Here is a 17,699-nt window from a genome sequence, read left to right on the forward strand (position 1 = left end):
CCCCTGCACGCCCTCCTGGTCACCAACCAGGAGATGCCGAGGTTGTTCCACCCCTGTGTGGACGAGGACGCCGCGAGTTCCTCCGCCGTCAGCGGGTCCGGCTGCGTTTGCCGGCGCACCTTTACCGACCCCGAGTTCGGCACGCCCGTGGTCGCTGAGCACTACCGCACCGTCGGCCGCGGCACCGATCGGTGGACCTACCAGACCCTGTCCCCCGTCAGCCTCCGCGACGGCGAGAGCGTCACCACCCTGGTCATCGACCGCGGCACCTTCTGGACCAGGACAAGCCGCGGCGTCCTGTCCCTCATCCCCACCCACCGCGCGAACGGCTACAACGTCGGCTACAGCGGCGGCGGCCCTCGGGCGCTCGCCGCGTACATCCAGCAGCTGGTGGACTCCGACGGCAAGGACACCGCCGCGCTGGGCCCGGGCCGCGGAATCCCCAGCCAAGGCGCACTCGCCTTCACGAAGAGCGAAGCCGCCAAGCGCACCCAGGAGCTGACCCTCAATCAGCTGAAGACCCTCGCCCGGTCCTAACCGGCCAATACCGCCCCAAGGCGACGGGGCAGTGACCGAGCACGACATCAACCAACCGCATCACGGAAAGGAGCAGCGGTGGAGGCTCAGCGGTTCGGCTACCAGGTGCTGTCCGGCGTGGCCCTGGACCTTCCGGCCACCGCGATGGCGTCCCGGGCCCGTGCGGAGGAGGCGTTCGACCGCAGGCAACTGCACGCCGCCGGTGGGCTGGCCGCAGTGTCCGGACTCCTCGTCCTGGTCGGGCAGTGGGTCAGCCAGGTCGTCCCAGCCGCGCTGATCTGCTTTGGCACGCTGACGGTCTTCCTCGGCTGGATCTGGTACCGGCGCTCCCGCGTCCAGGCCGAGCGCACCCTCCTCGCTCAGCACCCCTGGCAGATCTGGCCGTGCCACCTGCAGGCCCTGACCGCGGATGAAGCCCGATCGCTGCGGCACACCGCAAGACCGGGTACGACCGCCTGCAGGGTCCGCCTTCTGGCGCCCGGCGGCGCTCCCGCACGCTCCGGACAGGCCAACCTCCCCACCGCCCTGTGGAACGCGATGACCGACGGGGTCGGACCGCTCTGGGTGTGCGGGGATCTGCGCGACCCGTTCCTGGTCGCCGCTCCCGGCGGCACGAAGTGGACGCTCTGCCGACCCGACGAGGCGTACGCGGTGCACAGCACGATCAGGTACTGATGCGGCCGGCCAGGCAGCCGCGCGGCGAACGGCCGGGTGCACCACCCTTAAGGTGAGGAACCCGGCCGTTCGCGTAGGCAGTGCGGTCAGGCGGCACAGAGGCCGAAGCCGTCGGTGAAGTGCGCTTTGATCTTGTTGACGTCGTCAGCGATCCTCCGGCACTCGCGGAGAACGACGTTCACCTTGGCGGCGATCCTGTTGGCCAGTGCCAGCACGTCGGCCACAGCCACCCAGTACTCGCCTGCCTGGCGGAGGACACCACGCCAGCCCGTCCGGGCCTCGGTCCCCACCTTCCTCTTCGCGGCCATGCTTCCCCCAGGGGTTCCACTGCACGGCACCCTCGCGGAGACCGTGCTCGACACCGCTAGAACGATCGGCACCCGCGCCGGTTACGGACGGCTTCGGCCAGCGCGCGGCGGCCAGCCGCGAGGGGCTCAGGTCCCCTCGACCGTGCCGTGCTCGTGCACGGGGACCTCATGCCAGAACGTCACGGGCCGCCCGTTCACGACAACCGGCTGCGCGGCATCGAGGGGCACGACCGTCAAGATCCCCTGCGACGTGAGCCAGCGGGCAATGAGCACAGCTCGTGCCTCGGCGTCGATCTGGCCGGGTTGCCCAATCCGGGCGATGAGATCCGGCGGGATCCACCAGTGCTCATTTTCAGCAAGGCGGCGGGCCACTGCGCGGTCACCCGCGAGCCCCACAGTCGTACAGGCGTCCTGCAGTACGGCACGCGAATCGGCTTCATGGCTCATCCCTGGACCGTAGCGAACACCTGACGACGGCCAGCGCGCCTACCGCGGGCTGTCGAATTCACCGATTGCGGTGGCGGTCAGGAAGCCAGCGTATGCCTGTGGCGTGACCGCGAGTACAGGGCCGTGCGGATCCTTCGAGTCCCGGATGTACACCAGATGGTCGACCGCGGCGACCTCCACACAGTTACCTCCGCCGCCACTGTGGCTGGACTTCACCCAGTTCAGTCCGTCGGCCGGGCCGGGTGCGTCATACCTCGGTGAGGGCGGTTCGAGAATCATGTGCGCTCCGTGATCAGTCGGGTGAGGTGGTCGAGGGTGGCGGGGACCGTGTGCGCGTGCGCGGCGATCGAGGAGAAGGCGGCCTGGTAGCGCTGCGCGGTGACATCATCGAGCCGGATGCTCCGGTCCAGGAGCTCCACCCACACACAGGCGTCACCGACCGGCGGGTCCATCAGGACAAACGGTGCGGCGAGGCCGGGGTGGTAGGGGAGATCGGGCGGCAGCACGCGCAGGGTGATTCCGGGCTGTTCCGCCGCCTCGAGGAGCCGTTCGATCTGTCGGCGTGCAGCACCCGAGGTGAGGCCCGGGAGCGCCAATACGGACGGCCCGAGCAGAATGTCCTGTTCCGCGCTGAGCGTCTCGACCTGGCGGCGCATGCGCAGGTCCACGAGCTCGGTGACCTCGCGGCGCGTCAGGTCGGGTCGCATGCCCGCGATCACGGCCGTGGCGCAATCCTCGGTCTGCAGGCGGCCGGGTGGCAGGTTGAGCTCCACGGAGCGGATCCGGCGGGCTTCCTGTTCGTCGGTGAGGTACTGGTCGAAGTCCTGGGGCAGGGTGAATCCGCGGCGCCACCATGCGGGGCGCGCCTTGACGACCGAGTCCGCCTCCCACAACGCGCCCGCGATCGCGCGTGAGGAGGGGTCGGCATCATAGAGGTTGAGCAACGCGCCGACGGTCGGGGGTTCGATCCGGCGACTGCCTTTCTCGTATCGGCTGAGGGTGCCCGGATCGATGCCCGTGGCCTCAGCGACCTGCCGCCCGGTCAGCCCGCATCGACCTCGAAGTCGGCGCAGCAGGTCGCCGAGTTCCTTGCGGGCGGCCGAGGTTGTGGCTTGGCGGGTGGGCATGGCGGCAGTCTTCCCGGGTGCGCCCTACACGGGCAAGGGGCGGTGGAGCAATTTGCGCCATCAATTTGGTGAATCGCATTGCTACGCGGCGATCTGACGGACACTCTTGGTCTCAACGAAGCGTACCGGCGTGGTAGCCGTGTGTTGGTTCGGCGGGCTCCGGGATCGGCTCTCAGGGGGTTTCCTCGATGGTCTGGGGCTGCTCGGCGATGCGACGTCAGTGGATGCTCCCGGACGTGGTTGGTGTTCCCGGCCCGGTGTTCCGGGTCCTGTCTGTCCACCGTGCACCACAGAAGGGTGGTGAGCTCGTATGACTCTGCTGCGCCGGCTCGTCGGGGCCGAGAGGTGGTCCTACGAGGCGTTCTGCCTCCACTTCGGAAGGGCCGCACGGGAGACGGCGGCGAAGAAGGCCAATCCGCGGATCGCCCACGTGGCGGTCTCGCAGCGGACCTACACCCGGTGGCTGGCCGGGGATCTGAAGGGATTGCCGTCGCGCGAGGCGTGCCTGGTTCTGGAGCACCTCTTCGCAGAACACGTGACGACGGCCGAGGAGTTGTTCCGGGAGCCGGTGGACGGCCTGGTGAGCAGCGGCTGTCTTGAGCGGCCGGTCGGGCCGGATGTGCTTGTTGGTGGGGTGATGGCGCCCGCCGCGGTGGACCCTGCCCTGGTCCCGCACTGGAAGGGGCTGCTGCGGATCCTGTCCGCTGCGCACAACGCGCTGGGTTCCGTACAGATCCACCAGTCCGCTGTCCAGGAGATGGCGGTGATCCGGGGCGTTCGAGATCGGGCGTCCGGCGGGCTCGCGGTGAGCCTGATGTCGATCGAGGCGCGGTGGGCGGAGTTCGCCAGTTGGACGGCCGACACCATGGGTGATCCGCAGCGGGCTGCCTTCTGGCTCGACCAGGCCTTGGTCCTGGCCCAGCATGCCGACGATCCGGCTCTCGCGTCGTATGTGTTGATGCGGCAGGCGCAGGGGGCTGGCGAGCGTGGGGACGCGGCTGCGGCTTTGTCGCTGGCCGGGCGTGCGTGGCAGTCGGCCGGGGACAGTGCCCGGGACCGTGCGTTGTGCGCGGTTCGCCAAGCCGAGGCGCACGCACTGGCCGGCGACGGCCGGGGGAGTCGGCGGGCAGCGGCCGAGGCGGTCCGGCTGGTGGGGCAGGCCGAGCGGATCGGTGCTGCGGACGACCTGGGGGCGATCGGTGTGCACTGTGTACCTGCGTACGTCCGGGCACACGAGGCCCACTGTCTGATGCTGCTGAACGACCACCAGGGCGCGGTGACGGTGCTGGAGGAGGTCCTGGCCGGATGGCCCGAAGGACTGCGACAGGACGGTCTCCTCGCGAGGGTGTGGCTGGCCGAGTGCCTTGTGGAGACCGGTCGGGCCGACGAGGCCGGTGCCGCGGGACAGCAGATCCTCACCACGAACGTCGCGGTCGGATCCGGACGTGTGCACCGCGCCCTGGTGGGACTGGCGCAGCTCGCCGGGGCACTCGCCGCCCGGCCAGCGGAGATGGAGACCTTCCGCTCCGCCATGGCCCTGATCCCCTGGAGAATGTGACCATGACCCTTCCCCTTCCCACCGCCACCAGCGCCGACGAACGAGCCCGGGCGAGCCGCGTCGCGGTCCTGCCCGTCGGCAGCTTCGAGCAGCACGGCTCCCATCTGCCGCTGTCCACCGACACACTCGTCGCGTGCGCGATCGCCGATGCGATCGCCCACGCCTACAACTTGTTCCTGTTGCCGCCGATCACGATCGCCTGCTCGCAGGAGCACGCAGCGTGGCCGGGCACCGTCAGCATCCGTGCGCAGACGCTCATCACGATGGTCACCGACATCGCCTCGTCCGTGCGCTCCTCGGGTGTTGAGCACCTGGTCGTGGTGAACGGCCACGGCGGCAACTACGTGCTGGCGAACATCGTTCAGGAGGCCAACACGGCCGGCCCTCGCATGGCGCTGTTCCCGCGCCGTGAGGACTGGGCGGCGGCCCGCACCGCGGCTGGCTTGGAGAGCAGTGCCCACGAGGACATGCATGCCGGGGAGATCGAGACCTCCGTACTCATGCACCTGTGGCCGGAGCTTGTAGGCGCCGGCTACGCGACGGCCGATCACGTGGCCGAACGGCCCCACCTGCTCGTCCTGGGACTGCAGGCCTCCACCGCCAGCGGCGTCGTCGGTCGCCCTTCCCTGGGCACTCCCGCCAAGGGTGAGGCCGTCCTGCGTGCCCTGACATCTGGCTTCGCGGAGACCTTGCGGGTCCTGACAGGCGAGGACACGACCGGACCGGACGGAGAGCCCGATGACTGACAGGAGCATGTGATGGGCGAACTGGTCCCCAGATTCCGACTGCTTGTCCAGGAACGGAAGTGGCAGAGGTTCGAGGTGTTCGACCTCCGCTTCAGCCAGGCCACCCGCACCGCAGCCGAGAAAGAGAACCGGCCGTCGCTGCGGACAGTCACGGTCAGCCGGAGGACCTTCAGCCGCTGGATGCTGGAGGGTGTGCGTACCGCCCCGACCATCGAGGTCGGCCTCGTCCTCAAACACTTGTTCAACATGTCCGTCGAGAGGATCTTCGAGAACATCGACCCGGACACCCACGGCCTCCCTCTGGAAGCCGTCCCCGCCGGTCAGTTGGTTCCCGCCGAGGCCCCGGCCGTCGAGTTCGACGACCCGCAGCAGGTGCGGGACCAGGCCCGACTACTCACCGCCTCCAACACCGACCCCGCCGTCCTCGCGATGGCCGAAGCCACGATCACCGGCCTCGTGGACCGCTACGAGCGGCTGGGACCGCACCAACTGGTCGGCGAAGCCCGGCTGCTGCGCGGCATGCTCCACACCCTGCTGGCCGGCCATCAACCGCCCCGGACCCAAACCGAGCTGTTCCGCCTCACGGCCCAGGCCTCCGGTCTCCTCGGCTACATGGCGACCAACGCCGGCCGGCCGGCAGCCGCCCAGGCCTACAGCACGGAGGCGCTGGAACTCGCCAGGGAGGTCGGTGACCGTGCCCTGGAAATGTGGGCCCTGGGCACGCGATCCCTCGGCTACTACTACCAGGGACGATACGACCTGGCCGACGAGGCGGCCGCCGCCGGCATCGCCCTCGCTCCCGAGCATCCTCAGGCGATCCGCCTGCTGGCCAACGGCCGGGCCCGGGCCCTCGCCCGGGCCGGCGACCGCCGGCAGGCCCTCGACGCCATCAACCAGGCCCTGCAGCTCTCGGACCGTCACGACGTTCCTCCCGGGCTCACGGCCTGCATCTCCTTCGAGCCGTACTCCGCGGCCCGCACGCTAGCCAACGTGGTCACCGCCCATCTGTCCATCGGGGACACCGAACACGTCCTCGACCGGGCCCGCGACCTCGAACCGATGCTGGCCAGCTCCGACTCCGGCTGGAGCCGCGCCCTGGTCGGCCTCGACGTGGCCACCGCCCTGCTCCAGCAGCAGCAGCCGGACGTCGAGACGGCCATGCATCTCGGGCAGCGGGCGCTGGGGTCGGGCACCACTGCCCCGATCCGATCCGTGTGGCTGCGCGGCGTCGAACTCTACGAGCGCGCCGCCCGATGGAAGGACGAACCCGTCGTCGGCGACTACGCCGAGCAACTGCGTGCCTGGCGCGCACACCCCACCGCCGGTACCGTCACCGGAAGCACCCGGGCCCAGGGCGCTGCCTGAGGTGCCGAAGGAGGCGATCGTGGCCCTGGTACCCGACCACAAGGCCTTCCCGGCCGAGCCGCCGACCGACCTGGACGACGCCGACACCATCGTGCGCACCGACTGGGCGGCCTACGCGAGACTCGACCGCCTCGTGAACCACTGGGACCGCCCCGGTTGGGACAGCCGCACCCGGCGCCTGTACTGGATGCTCACCTTCGACGGGCACCACCAGCTCGCCGACCGGGCAGCGCAGTGCCAGCGTGCGCTCCAGCACATGGGTCTCGACCTGACACCCCCCGAGGGCCTCCACCTCACCATCCTGCGCATCGGCGACACGGCAGATGTGCCTGCCCGGGTCGTGGACGCCCTGACCCGCCGCGTCCACGCACTGAGGCCGGGCCGACTGGCCCTGTCGGCGCATCCCCTCAGCGGATCCCGCGGAGCGGTTCGCTTCTCCATCACCCCGTGGACCGGCCTGGTGCACCTGCACCAGCAGCTCACCTCCTCAGGCCGCGCCCTCGGCCTCCCCGGCGGCACGAGCACCGGCCGGTGGCGACCGCACCTCGGCATCGGATACAACCCCGTCGACCGCCCCGCACGTCCCCTCATCGAAGCTGTCGAACCGCTTCGCGCCCTCGCACCTGTGCCCCTGGACGTCGAGACGCTTGACCTGGTCGAACTTCGACGCCACGGCAGGCAGTACCGGTGGCGGACGCTTCAGCGCGTCGCCCTGTCCTGACACGCGTTCCGGCGCGCCGTCGAACGGAGTTCCTCACGCAGCGAGGCGTAGGCGGCTTCGATGACGGCCACATCCTGTGAGGACAGCTCCAGGTCGAGGCTGCCGTAGTTCAGCGCGACGTGCTCGGCCTGCCCAAACCCGGCCACCACAGCGGTGTGCGGTCCGCGCGACAGGCAGTACCGCAGCGCCGCCTGTCCGAGGACCGCCGGGTGACCGCCGAGGTGCCGGCGCAGCGGCTCGAGCGCCCGGGTGATGATCCCCCTCGTCTCGCTTTCCTGCACCGGACGCCCGTCTGCAAGACGGGCTGGCCCCGTGAGGAGGCCCCCGGCCAACGGCGAGACGAGCAGGACTCCGGCGCCCTGCTCGGCGGCACGGGACAACAGATCGGCCTCTCCACTGTCCGGGAGAACCGTGAGCGGAGTCAGGGCGTTGAAGGGGAGCAGGACAACATCGGGCCGGATCAAGGAGAACAGCTCGTCGAACCGCGCAAGCCCGCCCGTATCCGGCATCGTGGCTGTGTCCCATCGCGGACCGACGAGACCGATCGCCCCGATCATGTCCAGATCCCTCATCGTCCGAAGGACCTCGATCGCAGGCCCCAGATAGCAGTCGTTCGGCCCGAAGTCGTGGGACGGCAGCCCGAACAGGTCAATTCGCTCGACGCTCAGGTTCTCCAGGCTCTGTTCGAGCTGATGCCTCAGGTGGGGCCCCGCGTAAGGGTGGGGTGCGGATCCCTTGTGCCCGACCTTGCTGCTGATCTTGAGTACGCCCCCCTGCCGACGGCATTCCCGGACCACCTGACCGAGAAGCCGCTCCGCGTGCCCGTCCCCATAGGTGTCGGCGACATCGAAGAGATCAGCCCCGTAATCGACAGCGCTGCGCATGCCGTTCAGCCACTCGGTGTCCGACACCTGGCGCGGCGACGGCAAGGCACCGACGGCGCGGCATCCCACCCCGAGCGGGTGAACCGTGAGACCGGGCGCGAGGTGCCGCGGAACCGGCTCCAGACGGCCCATCAGGTCAGATCCGCCGATCGGAAGACTGCCGTCACGGTGGCGCCCGCCGGAAACGCCGGCTCGACACTCCACTCCGTCGCGTACGCGTCCACGAGGTTCAGGCCGCGGCCGCTCTCGGCCATCGACTCAGCACCCACCGGTTTTCCCCTCAGAAAGTCCGTGATCCGTTCGCAGTCACCACTGCGGTCGGTCACCGTCACAGCGACACCGCGCTCGTAGCGGGCGATGCCAACCTCAGCAGGTCCGCCACCGTGTCCCTCCGCGTTCGCAACCAGCTCTGCGACCACCAAGGCCACGTCGTCGGCAAGTCCCGGCATGGACCAGGCGAGGAGAACCACGGCCAGGCGCCGCGCCACCGCCGCCGGCTTCTCCTCATCGGCCAGCCGCAACAGCATGTCGGCACGGGCCAACCCGAGGCCACAGCGTCCAACCAGGGAAGTGATCGGGAGCGACATCTTCGCCTCCTCGCACGGCCGGCACGGGGCGCGCCGTCTTCCAGACCTCCACCGTGCCGCCGCCGGTCCGGCATCACCAGGCCGCGGGATGGCCATCTGGTGGCCATCTTCACCTCGAGGCAGACCTAGGCAGGGGCCTCAAACTGGAACAACCCGGCCCCGTGGTGCGGGCGCTTGCGTTCCTGCGGTCCGAAGGTGGCCACCAGATGGCCACCCCGCGGCCTGGTGATGCCGCAGCGCCCGGGCCACGGTTGATTCATCCCCCGAGGCCGCCAATGGCTGCGCCTTGGCCCTTTCCGACCCTGGATGAGTTCCCGATGGCACTGCAGCTCCCTGTAACGCGGACGCGTCACCGCCGCGACACGCTGGCCGCGCCACGCCTCACCCCGGGTCGTGCCGTCGACACGGGAGTCGAGGGCACCGAGAACAGGGCCGCACCTCGGCACGCGTCCCCGGGACAGCACACCCGCAACGCCATGCCCATGCCGAACGGCCACAACAGCCTGGCCATGGGCGCGGCGGTTGCTGCTGGTGTCCCCACGTGCCACCGCGTGACCGTCGGCGTCGCCCGCCCCTCAGAGAGGGCGCTGGTCAGCGTCCCTCCAGTAGTGGGTAAGCATCTCCGCCGGCCAGGCAGGCTGGGTGATCTTTCCACGCGGGCCCATCTCACGGAAAACCGGCGCGATGTCGATCACTGGGGTGCCGTTCACGGCGTCGAGGTCCGTGACGTGAATGTCCCGCCCGGCCACGTGCAGCAGGCGAGGGTAGGAGACGGCGAGCTGGGCGGGCCGGCGGTGGTTGCGGTGCGCGAAAGTGCCGCTCTCGGGCCAGCGGGGGTTTCCGCGCGGGCTGCGGGCATGCAGTTGCACGTCCTCCGGCGAGGCCAGGTGGAAGTGCCACAGGACCTGGAGGTGCGAGAACTCGTCGAGGCCCTGGAGCGTGTCGAGGGGGAAGCGTCCGTCGAGCCGGATGATCGACTCGACTCCGCCCTGGTAGTCGTCGGCGACCTCGTGGTGGCCTCCGACCACCACGGCGACAGGCTCGATCGTGAGCATGCGTTTCTCCTCCTCTGTCCGCAGGGTCCCGTGGCCGTTCGGTGGCCGGTCCTGCGGACGCTCGTCGCGGTGCGGTCAGCCTATGGCCTGGAGGACTTCGCGGGCGCGGGCGTCCAGCTGGGTGGCGGCACTGCCGCCCCGGCTGCGGACGGGGGACAGGGCGCTGCGCATCTGCTGGACGATGTCGCGGGTCCGGCCGGACTGGATGCCGTCCATCGCGTCGAGTGCGGTGTGCCAGGTGGAGCACGCTTCGTCGATGTGGCCGCGCTGGGCCTGGACGGCACCGAGGTATCCGAGGGTCACGGCGTGCGTGCGGGCGGAGGCCCGCTGCCGGGTTCGGACGCTGCGCCTCATCTCCTCCTCCGCGCCGCGCAGGTCCCCCAGGGCCCGCAAGGTCAGGGCCGTCTCGTGCGCCAGGCTGGCCTCGGCGAAGAAGGCGACCCGCGCCGGCTCCCTGTCCTTGCCGCTGTCGGCGGCGGAGAGGTCGTGCTCAGCGCGGTGCAGTGCCGCCATGGCGTCCGGCTTGCGCCCGGTGGCGGCAAGTGCGCGGGCGTGGACGACTCCCAGCAGCGCGCGTTCCCGGGGGCTCGCGGCTGTGTACCGGGGGTTGTCGACGGAGGCGTCGGCGAACCGCAGGGCGGCCCGGGGGTGGCCGAGGTCGAGCGCCTGGTGGGCCTGGGCGCGGAGGATGTGACCGGCGAGCGCGGGGTCGTCCGCCTCGGCGGCCAGTGCCAGCGCCAGGCCGAAGCTCTGCTGGGCGCCGCCCTGGTCGCCGCCGTCGAACGCCATCCAGCCGTCGAGGTAGGTGAGTTGGCCGGCGGCGGCCAGCAGGTCGGTGCGCACCCGCTCGCTCGTAGGGCGGCCGGTGAGGTAGGCGGCGACGTCGGTGCCCAGGTAGGCCCGCAGGGAGGTGCGGCCAGCCCGTCCGCCCAGCCGCTGGTCCTGGCGGGAGTAGAACTCTGCAGCGTCGCGGAGGGCTTCCACGTGCGCCTCGGAGACCGTCAGAGCGACGACGGGAGCCCGGTTGCGGGCGTGGTCGCGGCGGTCGCCCCACCAGGCCGGGCCGGGAACGGTCGCGGCGAGGACGGAGAAGAGGAGCGGTCGGCGACCGAGCATGTCATCCCTGAAGTTCGCGAGTGCGGACACGGGGTCGCTGTCCCACGTGGTCGTGTCCCGGCCGTGATCGGTGAGACCGATCTCGGCTGGACTGACCGGGCGTCCCAGTCCGCGGGACAGCGCCTCGCACAAGATAGCGGGCGCCCGGCCGCTCGGCCTCGATCCGCGGAGCCACTGCGCAATGTGGGACCGCGTCACCGAAAGAAGCTCGCTGGCCCCCGCTTCGGCCGCCGTCCGGCGCACCTGGGCCGCGAGTCGGTCCTGGGACCAGCCCAGTTCCCGGATCACGGCCTCCAGTTGCGTGTTGCGGACCGGCGCCACCGTGTGCTCCCTGCGCTCGAAACGATCTTTAACGGCGTTAACGGCATCCGCACCGTCTCGGGCATTCACACCGGGCGTGACAGACGGTTCGCTCACTGTCATGAAGATATGGCCTGGCCGGGCCTTGCGGAGCCCGTTTCTCCCGAGTCCGCCTCCATCCCGGGACTCGCACCCTTGCGCGTGCGGATGAGTTCTGACTGTCCGTCCGGCCACCGCTTTCCCGTAGACGACTGTCCTGGAGTGACAACGATGACCGATTCGAGCCGGCGGGTGGTGCCGCACTACGGGCGCACCACTGCGGGCGTCCCCGGGCGGGGCCGTCCGGCCTGTGGCACCGGCGACCGAGTTTCGATCCCCCCGGCATCCGGCGGGCACCGATCCGGCAGTCGGTCAGCTGACTGCCGCACTCAACCGGGTCCGCACCACGGCGGCCCTGGACGCGCTGTACGCCGTGCGGCCGATGCTCGATCTGCTGGCCGGGCAGCTGCCCTCCGGGGCGGGAGCGGGACGGTTGCTGCTCCTGGCGCCACAGACTGCGGTGACGCTGCGACTCGCGGTGCGGGCCGCGGTCCTGGCCGACGGGGGCTGGCCAGGCCTGCACTGCGAGACCGAACCCCTCGGCGGCCTCGCGCGCGCGGCGCTGGCCGGCGTGGACGGCGGCGACCGGGTCGAGATCGTCGTCCACCTGGAGCGCACGGTCGCAGCCTGGGCGGTGGAGCCGCTGCTGGCCGGGCTGGCCGAGCTCGCGGACAACGCGCTGCGGGCCTCGGACGGCACGCAGGTCGTGCTGGTGGCCGGGCCGCCGGCGGGCGGGGTGCTGCCGGTGACCGTCACTGACACCGGCACGGGCATGGAAGCCGCCGCCCTGGCCCGCGCGCAGGCTCTCCTCCGACACCGCCGGGGCGTCTATACCGCCTCGTCCGGCTCCCCGGCCGACGGCTTGGGACTGCGGCTGGTCGCGGCCGCCGCGGACAGCGCCGGTCTGGGGGCCACGGTCGACTCGGTCCCCGGCCGGGGCACCACCGCACAGGTCCTGGTCCCCGCCCATCTGCTGACCGACCCCGCCGACCCCGCCGCGTATGCCGACCCGCACCCCCACGACCGAAGGACCACACCGTGATCAACACCATGACCTTGCACCGGGCATCGGGCCCGACCACGCGACCGCCGCACCTCCACACCACCCGGCCGAAGCGCGGCCCCGCCCGCGGTGGCGGACCCGGTCGGCATCGGTCGGCCTTCACACCCTCGGCCACGAACGGGGTGCGGTGATGGCGGTCTTCTCCCGAACGGGCCGTCACCGGGGCGCCGCCGCTGACGTCGTGGCCGTCGTCCGCCAGGAAGCGCACGACGCCGCGTTGGAGCACTTCGTCGCCACCTGGCTCCCGCACCTGCTGCGCGCCGCCGAACGCGGCATGCCGCCACGCGTCGACGAGGCCCCGCCCGCCATCCGGCGGGCCGCGAACATGGTCCTCGCGTCCGCTGGCCGGGTCCGGGGGCAGATCTCCCAGGACGCGGCGACCGCAGTCCGCCCCGTCCTCGCCCAGCTCGGCCGACAGGGCAGTGAGCTGGCCGCGGCCCAGCAGCAGATCACGGACGCGGCGTCGCTGGACCACCTCTACCGGGCCGACCTCGTCAACGCCCTGGCGTCGCGCTTCGCGGTGCGGCTGGCCGTCCTGACCGGCGGGATCTGGCCCGCACCGAGCCGACAGCCCGCACAGCTCGCCGAGGTCGGTCAGGCCGCGACGAGCCAGGTGGCGGACTACGAGCGGGTGCAGGTGCTGGCAACCGCGGACCTCACCGTGGTGCCCGGGGCGGTCTACCCCCTCGTCGCAGCGGCGGCGGAACTCCTGGACAACGCCCTGCTGTACGGCGGCCCGCAGGCACACGTCGAACTGGCCAGCTCGACCGAACCCGGAGGCGGCGCCACGTGGCTGACCGTCACGGACAAGGGCGGCCCCGGCATGGACGACGAGACCCTCGCGACCGTACGGCAGGTCCTGGAAGGCGGTGGCCGCGCCCCGGCCAAAAAACCGTGGCCCGGCCTGGGACTGCGGCTGGTGGCAGCGGCCGCCCGGTACCTGGACCTGAAGGTCACCGTCACCAGCGCCCCCGGACAGACCACCGCCGGCGTGCTGCTGCCCCCGGCCCTCCTCGTCCGGCCACCCGCTCCCGCCAGCCACGCCCTGCGCCAATTCCAGTGACTCCCTCGGCCAGAGATGGCCGGACCGCCCGCTGACCGGCCACCCCACTCGAGCGATCCACAAGGACGATCCGATGACCTCCCACAGCCTTCCCGCGCCCGCTGGAACCGACGCCGTCCAGCCGGTCGGCCCGCTCCTGACCATGCTGTCCCCGTCATCCCTGGGCGGCGACCAGCCCCGTTCCCGGGCCGGCCGCGACCGCACGCCGTGCGAGGAACTGAGCGCGGCCGCCGCCCGGGCCGGTGTCCCGGCGGCGCTCATGGTGTCGGCCACCGTCCCGCGCACCGGTGTGCGGGCCACCGGGAACAGTGGCCGGCCCGCCGTCACCTGCTCCTACCTCGATGCCTCCTTCAGCCGTGCCGAGGAGGCCGTACCCGGGCGAGACCCGCAGACGCTGCTCGCCGTGGTGATGCCGGGGGCGAGGACCGACGAGGCAAGGGTCTTCGTCGACAGCCGGCTCCACCCGGCGGTCGTGGCCTCGGGTGGCCGGTGGCGGGCCTACGCACTGGAGGCGCACGGCTTGCTGCTGCTGGCCGTGGTCCCGAACCGGCCCGGCGCCGGTACCGCCCCGCACCTGCGCCTCGTCGGCCCCGCCACCAAGCGCATCACCGAAGCGAGGGGATCCGCGTGACGACGCCCCAGTCCGCTCGCCGGCGGCCGAAGACGGAGCCGAGTGAAACCCGGCGCGCACCGCGCTGCCCCGCCCTGCGATCTTCCCGATTCCACGACGACGAGGACCTGATGGACGACCAGCTCAGCCCCACCGGCTCCCGGACGGCGCCGGACGCCTTCGGTGAACAGCCCAGCTGGGTACCGACGGCGGGCACCGCCTCATGGCGCATCGACGTTGGCCGCCACTTCGAGGCGATCCGGTGCGCAGCCGAGGCCGGCGCGCTGATCGCCGCCCGGCTCGGCAGGACCTGCGGTCCGGTGATCGCCAGCCCTGCCGCAAACTTCTACGACTTCCTGCTGGCCCCGGGCACAAGGGTGGACCCCGACATTCCGAAGGCGTGGCAGCTGCCGACGGACACGCCGATCAGGGTGCCGCCGCTGACCGACACCTCGGGCAAGTTCCTGCACTGGGTCGTGCCGCCCGGGGCACCACCACGGCCGAGGCCCTGTACGCGGCGGCGGTCGCCGCCTTCGGCCGATCGGGGCGCTCCGTTCTGCAGGAGCTCGGAGGTCTCCGGTTCCGCCCCTACGGCTGAGCCGGCCCATCCGCCCGATCCCCGCTCCTTCATCGGCCCGCGGGACTCCCACCGGTCAGGCGGCCCATGGCGCCTGACCGCGTCGTCCCACGGGGCTGTCCGTCCCTGTCCGTCCCGCCATCCCCACCCCTCACGGAGGTCCGGTGCCGCCCCACACCCACAGCCCCGCCCGAACGAGCGTCGATCCCGCCCCCGGTGTCTTGCCGACCGGCGGGCCCGAGCGGGCCCTGGTGATCGCGTTCCTCGAACGCCCCACCGGCACCGCCTCCGGTCGCACCGAGGCCCGGGCCGACTCGACGTGCAGCACGACCTACGACGACGGGTCCTCGGTCTGCGTCCAACGGGCGGGCACCGACTGGCAGGCGCTCGCCGCGCTGGCCGCCGAGCTACTGCCCGAGGGCATACCGCTGTCCGGCCACCTTCGGATCGACGGCCGTCTCGTGCCCGCCCAGGAGCAACGCACCGACCAGTGGGTGGCGCGCGCCGCCGCGTGCGGCGGCTTGGCGGTCGTGACCCGCACGCCGGCCCGCGCACCGGGCCTGCCGCAGGTGCGGCTGACCGTTCTGACCCACAAGCCGACCGGGGAGGCGTCATGAGCTGCACCCACCGACCCGAATGCCCCGAGGCCTGGGAGAGCGACCGCCAGGCGGCCCGCGTCGTGGCGAGCCACCCGGAGCAGGGCTGGAGCCGGCTGTGCAACGGCGTCGTGTCGTTCGCCGACACGGGGCTGCTGCTGCCCGACGGCCGCATCGTCACGCCGCAGAGCCTGAGCGCGGACACCTGTGAGCGTGCCGCATGAGCCAGCCCCGCGCGCAGCACCGTGGACCCGTCTGCCGACGGACGGGCCGTGGAACGCCCGTGGCGCGGCCGGACACGGCCGTGCACGTCTCGCAACCCGCAGTGCATGCCGACACGGGCCCGGAACCGCCATCGCAGTGGTGGACTCGCCCCGGGAAGACGGACCGTTCCGTCTGGCCCAGGGTCCGGGCCGAATCCGCCGCGTCCGCCCGGGTGTCCAACCTCTTCTTGGGCGGCAAAGACCACTTTCGGGCGGACCGGGCCGTCGCCGAGCTTCTGCGTGAGGCGGACCCTTCCTGGGCCGACACCGCGATGGCGGCCCGCCGCAGTGTGCTCGAACTCGTCGGCCGGCTCGCCGCACAGGGCGTCGGTCAGTTCGCCGACCTGGGCTGCGGCCTGACCACCAGCGACCACCCGCACGCGCCGCGGGCCCTGCGTCCGCTGCACGCGGCCGTTCTCCCGGCCGCTCCCGGCGCACGGATCGTCTACACGGACCGGGACCCGATGGTCCTGGCTCACGCCCGTGCCCTGCTGCACACCCAGGTACCGGGCTGTGCACGGCACCTGATGGTCGACCTCACCTCGGTCGGCCCGCTGATGGAGGCGCTGCTCGGCCCGAACGCCGGGCTGGAGCAGCAACAGCCGGTGGCGGTGGTCCTCTCCGACGTCCTCCACGAGCTGACGGACCCGCAGACCGCGGAGTTGCTCGCGGCCCTGCGGGAGGGCCTGCCGCAGGGCAGCCGCCTCGTGCTCTCCCACCGCCACGCCGGCTCCGACGAGGCTCGGCGTGCGACGGTCGCCGCCGTGCATGCGGGGGCGGGACTGGCGTGGCATCCGCGCACCCGCGGCGGCCTCGAGGTGCTGGCTGCCGGGTGGAGGGTTGCGGACCTGCCGTCGGCAGGCGGCCGGGCCGCTCACGGACACGCCGTGATGCTGCTGGAGACCGGGGGCACCCGGTGACAACGATGCGTTTCGGGGTGCCGGCGGTGACGCTCTGGTCCGGGGAGCCGCGCACCGGCGAGCTGGTGCTGCAGCGCTCCGCCGCACACGCCTCGCGGCCCGGCCGGGTACTCGGTGTCGGCTACGCGGACGAGACCGAAAGCGACCGTGACGAGATGGGCGTGCTGATCCTGCGCCACCACCAGGCGCCGGGCACCGGGACGGCACGTCTCAAGTTGGTCCACCCGGCCCGCCACCACCGCTTCATGGCCCAGGAGCTGTGCCAGGGCTGCGGCGGTGAACCGGACCGCACCACAGCCGGGACGCTGTGGCTGATGCCCCGCGAGGCGTCCGTACCGGCCGGGTGGCCGGAGGGCGCGGTGGTAGAGCACCCGCCGATCTGCCTGCCGTGCGCGCTGCGCTCACGCGCCGCATGCCCGGAAGGACGGCGGTGCGGCTGGGTGGCGGTCCGGGCCGGGGACAGCGACCTGTGGGGTGTTGCCGGCCCGGTGTACGCCGACCGCGGCGGCCGGCCGGAGGAGATCGGGCACGACAGGATCAGCTACGACGATCCGTGGCTGGGCCGGATCGCCGCGAGCCGGTGGCTGCGCACCCTGTGGGACTGCAGTCCCGTCGACCTGGACGACGAGGCCCGCCGCGCCGCGGCCGCCGGCCGGAGCGAACTGGCGGCGGCGCGATGACCACGAACACGATCACCGGCAGCCGTGTGGCCGGGCCGGTGGTGCAGGCCCACAGCATCCACGGCGGTATCCACCTCCATCAGAGCCCCGAGAACCCGTGGGTGCGCCCCGATCAGCTGCCGCGCCCGGCCCCGGTGTTCGTCGACCGCGGCGCCGAGTACCGGACCGTGGCCGACACTCTCGACAGGGGTGGGATCCCCGTCCTGGTCGGCGCGCACGGAGTCGGCAAGGCGGCCCTGGCGGCCCGGGTGCTGCGCGCACGGGAGCAGCCCGGCGGCTACCTGGTGGCCGACCTGCAAGCGGTCCTGTGGCAACGCCCACCCCGGCGGCGGCCTCGCCCGTGTCGGCATGTCGGCCTGCATCACCGCCGGGCTGATCGGCCCGGCGTAGGGCCCGGCGGCC

Annotated in this window: 21 protein-coding genes and 1 pseudogene; 14 read left to right on the forward strand and 8 right to left on the reverse strand. The window is 71.9% G+C overall.

Annotated elements, in window-relative coordinates:
• Both ACIQOV_RS03045 and ACIQOV_RS03050 read left to right on the forward strand, forming a co-directional pair.
• The coding region (locus ACIQOV_RS03045) for a hypothetical protein (protein ID WP_401044193.1) at nt 1-537 on the forward strand (537 nt) is incomplete at its 5' end.
• A 78-nt stretch (nt 538-615) separates the two neighbouring features.
• Nucleotides 616-1,212 carry a hypothetical protein gene (locus ACIQOV_RS03050; RefSeq protein ID WP_401044194.1) on the forward strand — a complete coding sequence of 199 codons (597 nt, stop codon included), beginning with the start codon at nt 616-618 and terminating at the stop codon, nt 1,210-1,212.
• Nucleotides 1,213-1,298: 86 nt separating this feature from the next.
• Here the strand turns inward: ACIQOV_RS03050 and ACIQOV_RS03055 are convergent, their stop codons facing one another.
• The 4 genes from ACIQOV_RS03055 to ACIQOV_RS03070 form a co-directional block, all read right to left on the reverse strand.
• Nucleotides 1,299-1,520, reverse strand: a complete 222-nt coding sequence (locus ACIQOV_RS03055; protein WP_331768460.1) for a hypothetical protein — start codon at nt 1,518-1,520, stop codon at nt 1,299-1,301.
• Between the two features lie 126 nt (nt 1,521-1,646).
• A complete protein-coding gene (locus ACIQOV_RS03060) occupies nt 1,647-1,967 on the reverse strand; it encodes a hypothetical protein (RefSeq protein ID WP_331768461.1) in 321 nt (106 codons plus the stop codon).
• Between the two features lie 39 nt (nt 1,968-2,006).
• Nucleotides 2,007-2,246 (reverse strand): DUF397 domain-containing protein, encoded by a 240-nt coding sequence (locus tag ACIQOV_RS03065; protein ID WP_331768462.1) that lies wholly within the window; start codon nt 2,244-2,246, stop codon nt 2,007-2,009.
• Nucleotides 2,243-3,094, reverse strand: coding sequence for a helix-turn-helix transcriptional regulator (locus tag ACIQOV_RS03070; RefSeq protein WP_331768463.1), 852 nt, complete (start codon nt 3,092-3,094; stop codon nt 2,243-2,245). Before ACIQOV_RS03070 ends, ACIQOV_RS03065 begins: the two co-directional genes overlap by 4 nt.
• A 310-nt stretch (nt 3,095-3,404) precedes the next feature.
• Here ACIQOV_RS03070 and ACIQOV_RS03075 point away from each other — a divergent pair, with 310 nt between their 5' ends.
• The 4 genes from ACIQOV_RS03075 to ACIQOV_RS03090 are packed head-to-tail and all read left to right on the forward strand — an operon-like array spanning nt 3,405 to nt 7,484.
• Nucleotides 3,405-4,652, forward strand: coding sequence for a hypothetical protein (locus ACIQOV_RS03075; RefSeq protein ID WP_331768464.1), 1,248 nt, complete (start codon nt 3,405-3,407; stop codon nt 4,650-4,652).
• A 2-nt stretch (nt 4,653-4,654) separates the two neighbouring features.
• On the forward strand, nt 4,655-5,398 hold the full coding sequence (locus tag ACIQOV_RS03080; protein ID WP_331768465.1) for a creatininase family protein: 744 nt from the start codon (nt 4,655-4,657) through the stop codon (nt 5,396-5,398).
• 12 nt (nt 5,399-5,410) lie between these two features.
• The gene (locus ACIQOV_RS03085) at nt 5,411-6,763 is read left to right on the forward strand and encodes a tetratricopeptide repeat protein (protein WP_331768466.1); all 1,353 of its coding nucleotides are present in this window, start codon (nt 5,411-5,413) and stop codon (nt 6,761-6,763) included.
• 19 nt (nt 6,764-6,782) lie between these two features.
• Complete coding sequence (locus ACIQOV_RS03090) at nt 6,783-7,484, forward strand: 2'-5' RNA ligase family protein (protein ID WP_401044201.1); 702 nt, start codon at nt 6,783-6,785, stop codon at nt 7,482-7,484.
• On the opposite strand, the gene ACIQOV_RS03095 is transcribed toward ACIQOV_RS03090, so the two are convergent.
• The 4 genes from ACIQOV_RS03095 to ACIQOV_RS03110 all read right to left on the reverse strand — a co-directional run bounded on the left by ACIQOV_RS03095 (nt 7,463) and on the right by ACIQOV_RS03110 (nt 11,126).
• The gene (locus ACIQOV_RS03095; protein ID WP_401044204.1) at nt 7,463-8,500 is read right to left on the reverse strand and encodes an aldo/keto reductase; all 1,038 of its coding nucleotides are present in this window, start codon (nt 8,498-8,500) and stop codon (nt 7,463-7,465) included. The two genes, ACIQOV_RS03090 and ACIQOV_RS03095, sit on opposite strands and share 22 nt — an antisense overlap.
• Nucleotides 8,500-8,955 (reverse strand): ATP-binding protein, encoded by a 456-nt coding sequence (locus ACIQOV_RS03100; protein ID WP_401044207.1) that lies wholly within the window; start codon nt 8,953-8,955, stop codon nt 8,500-8,502. Before ACIQOV_RS03100 ends, ACIQOV_RS03095 begins: the two co-directional genes overlap by 1 nt.
• A gap of 575 nt (nt 8,956-9,530) precedes the next feature.
• Nucleotides 9,531-10,010 (reverse strand): SAM-dependent methyltransferase, encoded by a 480-nt coding sequence (locus tag ACIQOV_RS03105; RefSeq protein ID WP_331768470.1) that lies wholly within the window; start codon nt 10,008-10,010, stop codon nt 9,531-9,533.
• A 75-nt stretch (nt 10,011-10,085) separates the two neighbouring features.
• Nucleotides 10,086-11,126, reverse strand: coding sequence for a Tat pathway signal protein (locus tag ACIQOV_RS03110; RefSeq protein ID WP_401044210.1), 1,041 nt, complete (start codon nt 11,124-11,126; stop codon nt 10,086-10,088).
• Nucleotides 11,127-11,775: 649 nt separating this feature from the next.
• Between ACIQOV_RS03110 and ACIQOV_RS03115 the strand changes: the two genes are divergently transcribed.
• The 8 genes and pseudogenes from ACIQOV_RS03115 to ACIQOV_RS03150 form a co-directional block, all read left to right on the forward strand.
• Nucleotides 11,776-12,567, forward strand: a complete 792-nt coding sequence (locus ACIQOV_RS03115) for an ATP-binding protein (RefSeq protein ID WP_401044213.1) — start codon at nt 11,776-11,778, stop codon at nt 12,565-12,567.
• Between the two features lie 151 nt (nt 12,568-12,718).
• A complete protein-coding gene (locus ACIQOV_RS03120) occupies nt 12,719-13,651 on the forward strand; it encodes an ATP-binding protein (protein ID WP_331768866.1) in 933 nt (310 codons plus the stop codon).
• Between the two features lie 73 nt (nt 13,652-13,724).
• Nucleotides 13,725-14,282 carry a hypothetical protein gene (locus ACIQOV_RS03125; RefSeq protein ID WP_331768474.1) on the forward strand — a complete coding sequence of 186 codons (558 nt, stop codon included), beginning with the start codon at nt 13,725-13,727 and terminating at the stop codon, nt 14,280-14,282.
• 720 nt (nt 14,283-15,002) lie between these two features.
• Nucleotides 15,003-15,455: a hypothetical protein gene (locus ACIQOV_RS03130; protein WP_331768475.1), complete on the forward strand. Its 453-nt coding sequence runs from the start codon at nt 15,003-15,005 to the stop codon at nt 15,453-15,455.
• Nucleotides 15,452-15,658, forward strand: a complete 207-nt coding sequence (locus tag ACIQOV_RS03135) for a DUF5999 family protein (RefSeq protein ID WP_331768476.1) — start codon at nt 15,452-15,454, stop codon at nt 15,656-15,658. The genes ACIQOV_RS03130 and ACIQOV_RS03135 overlap by 4 nt, the downstream gene beginning before the upstream one ends.
• Nucleotides 15,655-16,617, forward strand: a complete 963-nt coding sequence (locus ACIQOV_RS03140; RefSeq protein ID WP_401044217.1) for an SAM-dependent methyltransferase — start codon at nt 15,655-15,657, stop codon at nt 16,615-16,617. Before ACIQOV_RS03135 ends, ACIQOV_RS03140 begins: the two co-directional genes overlap by 4 nt.
• Nucleotides 16,614-17,297: a hypothetical protein gene (locus tag ACIQOV_RS03145; protein ID WP_401044220.1), complete on the forward strand. Its 684-nt coding sequence runs from the start codon at nt 16,614-16,616 to the stop codon at nt 17,295-17,297. The genes ACIQOV_RS03140 and ACIQOV_RS03145 overlap by 4 nt, the downstream gene beginning before the upstream one ends.
• A pseudogene (locus tag ACIQOV_RS03150) lies at nt 17,294-17,699 on the forward strand (hypothetical protein); the annotation flags it as partial. The gene ACIQOV_RS03145 and the pseudogene ACIQOV_RS03150, both read left to right, overlap by 4 nt.

The sequence above is a fragment of the Kitasatospora sp. NPDC091257 genome (genome assembly GCF_044757675.1).
In the GTDB taxonomy this organism is placed as follows: domain Bacteria; phylum Actinomycetota; class Actinomycetes; order Streptomycetales; family Streptomycetaceae; genus Kitasatospora; species Kitasatospora lactacystinica.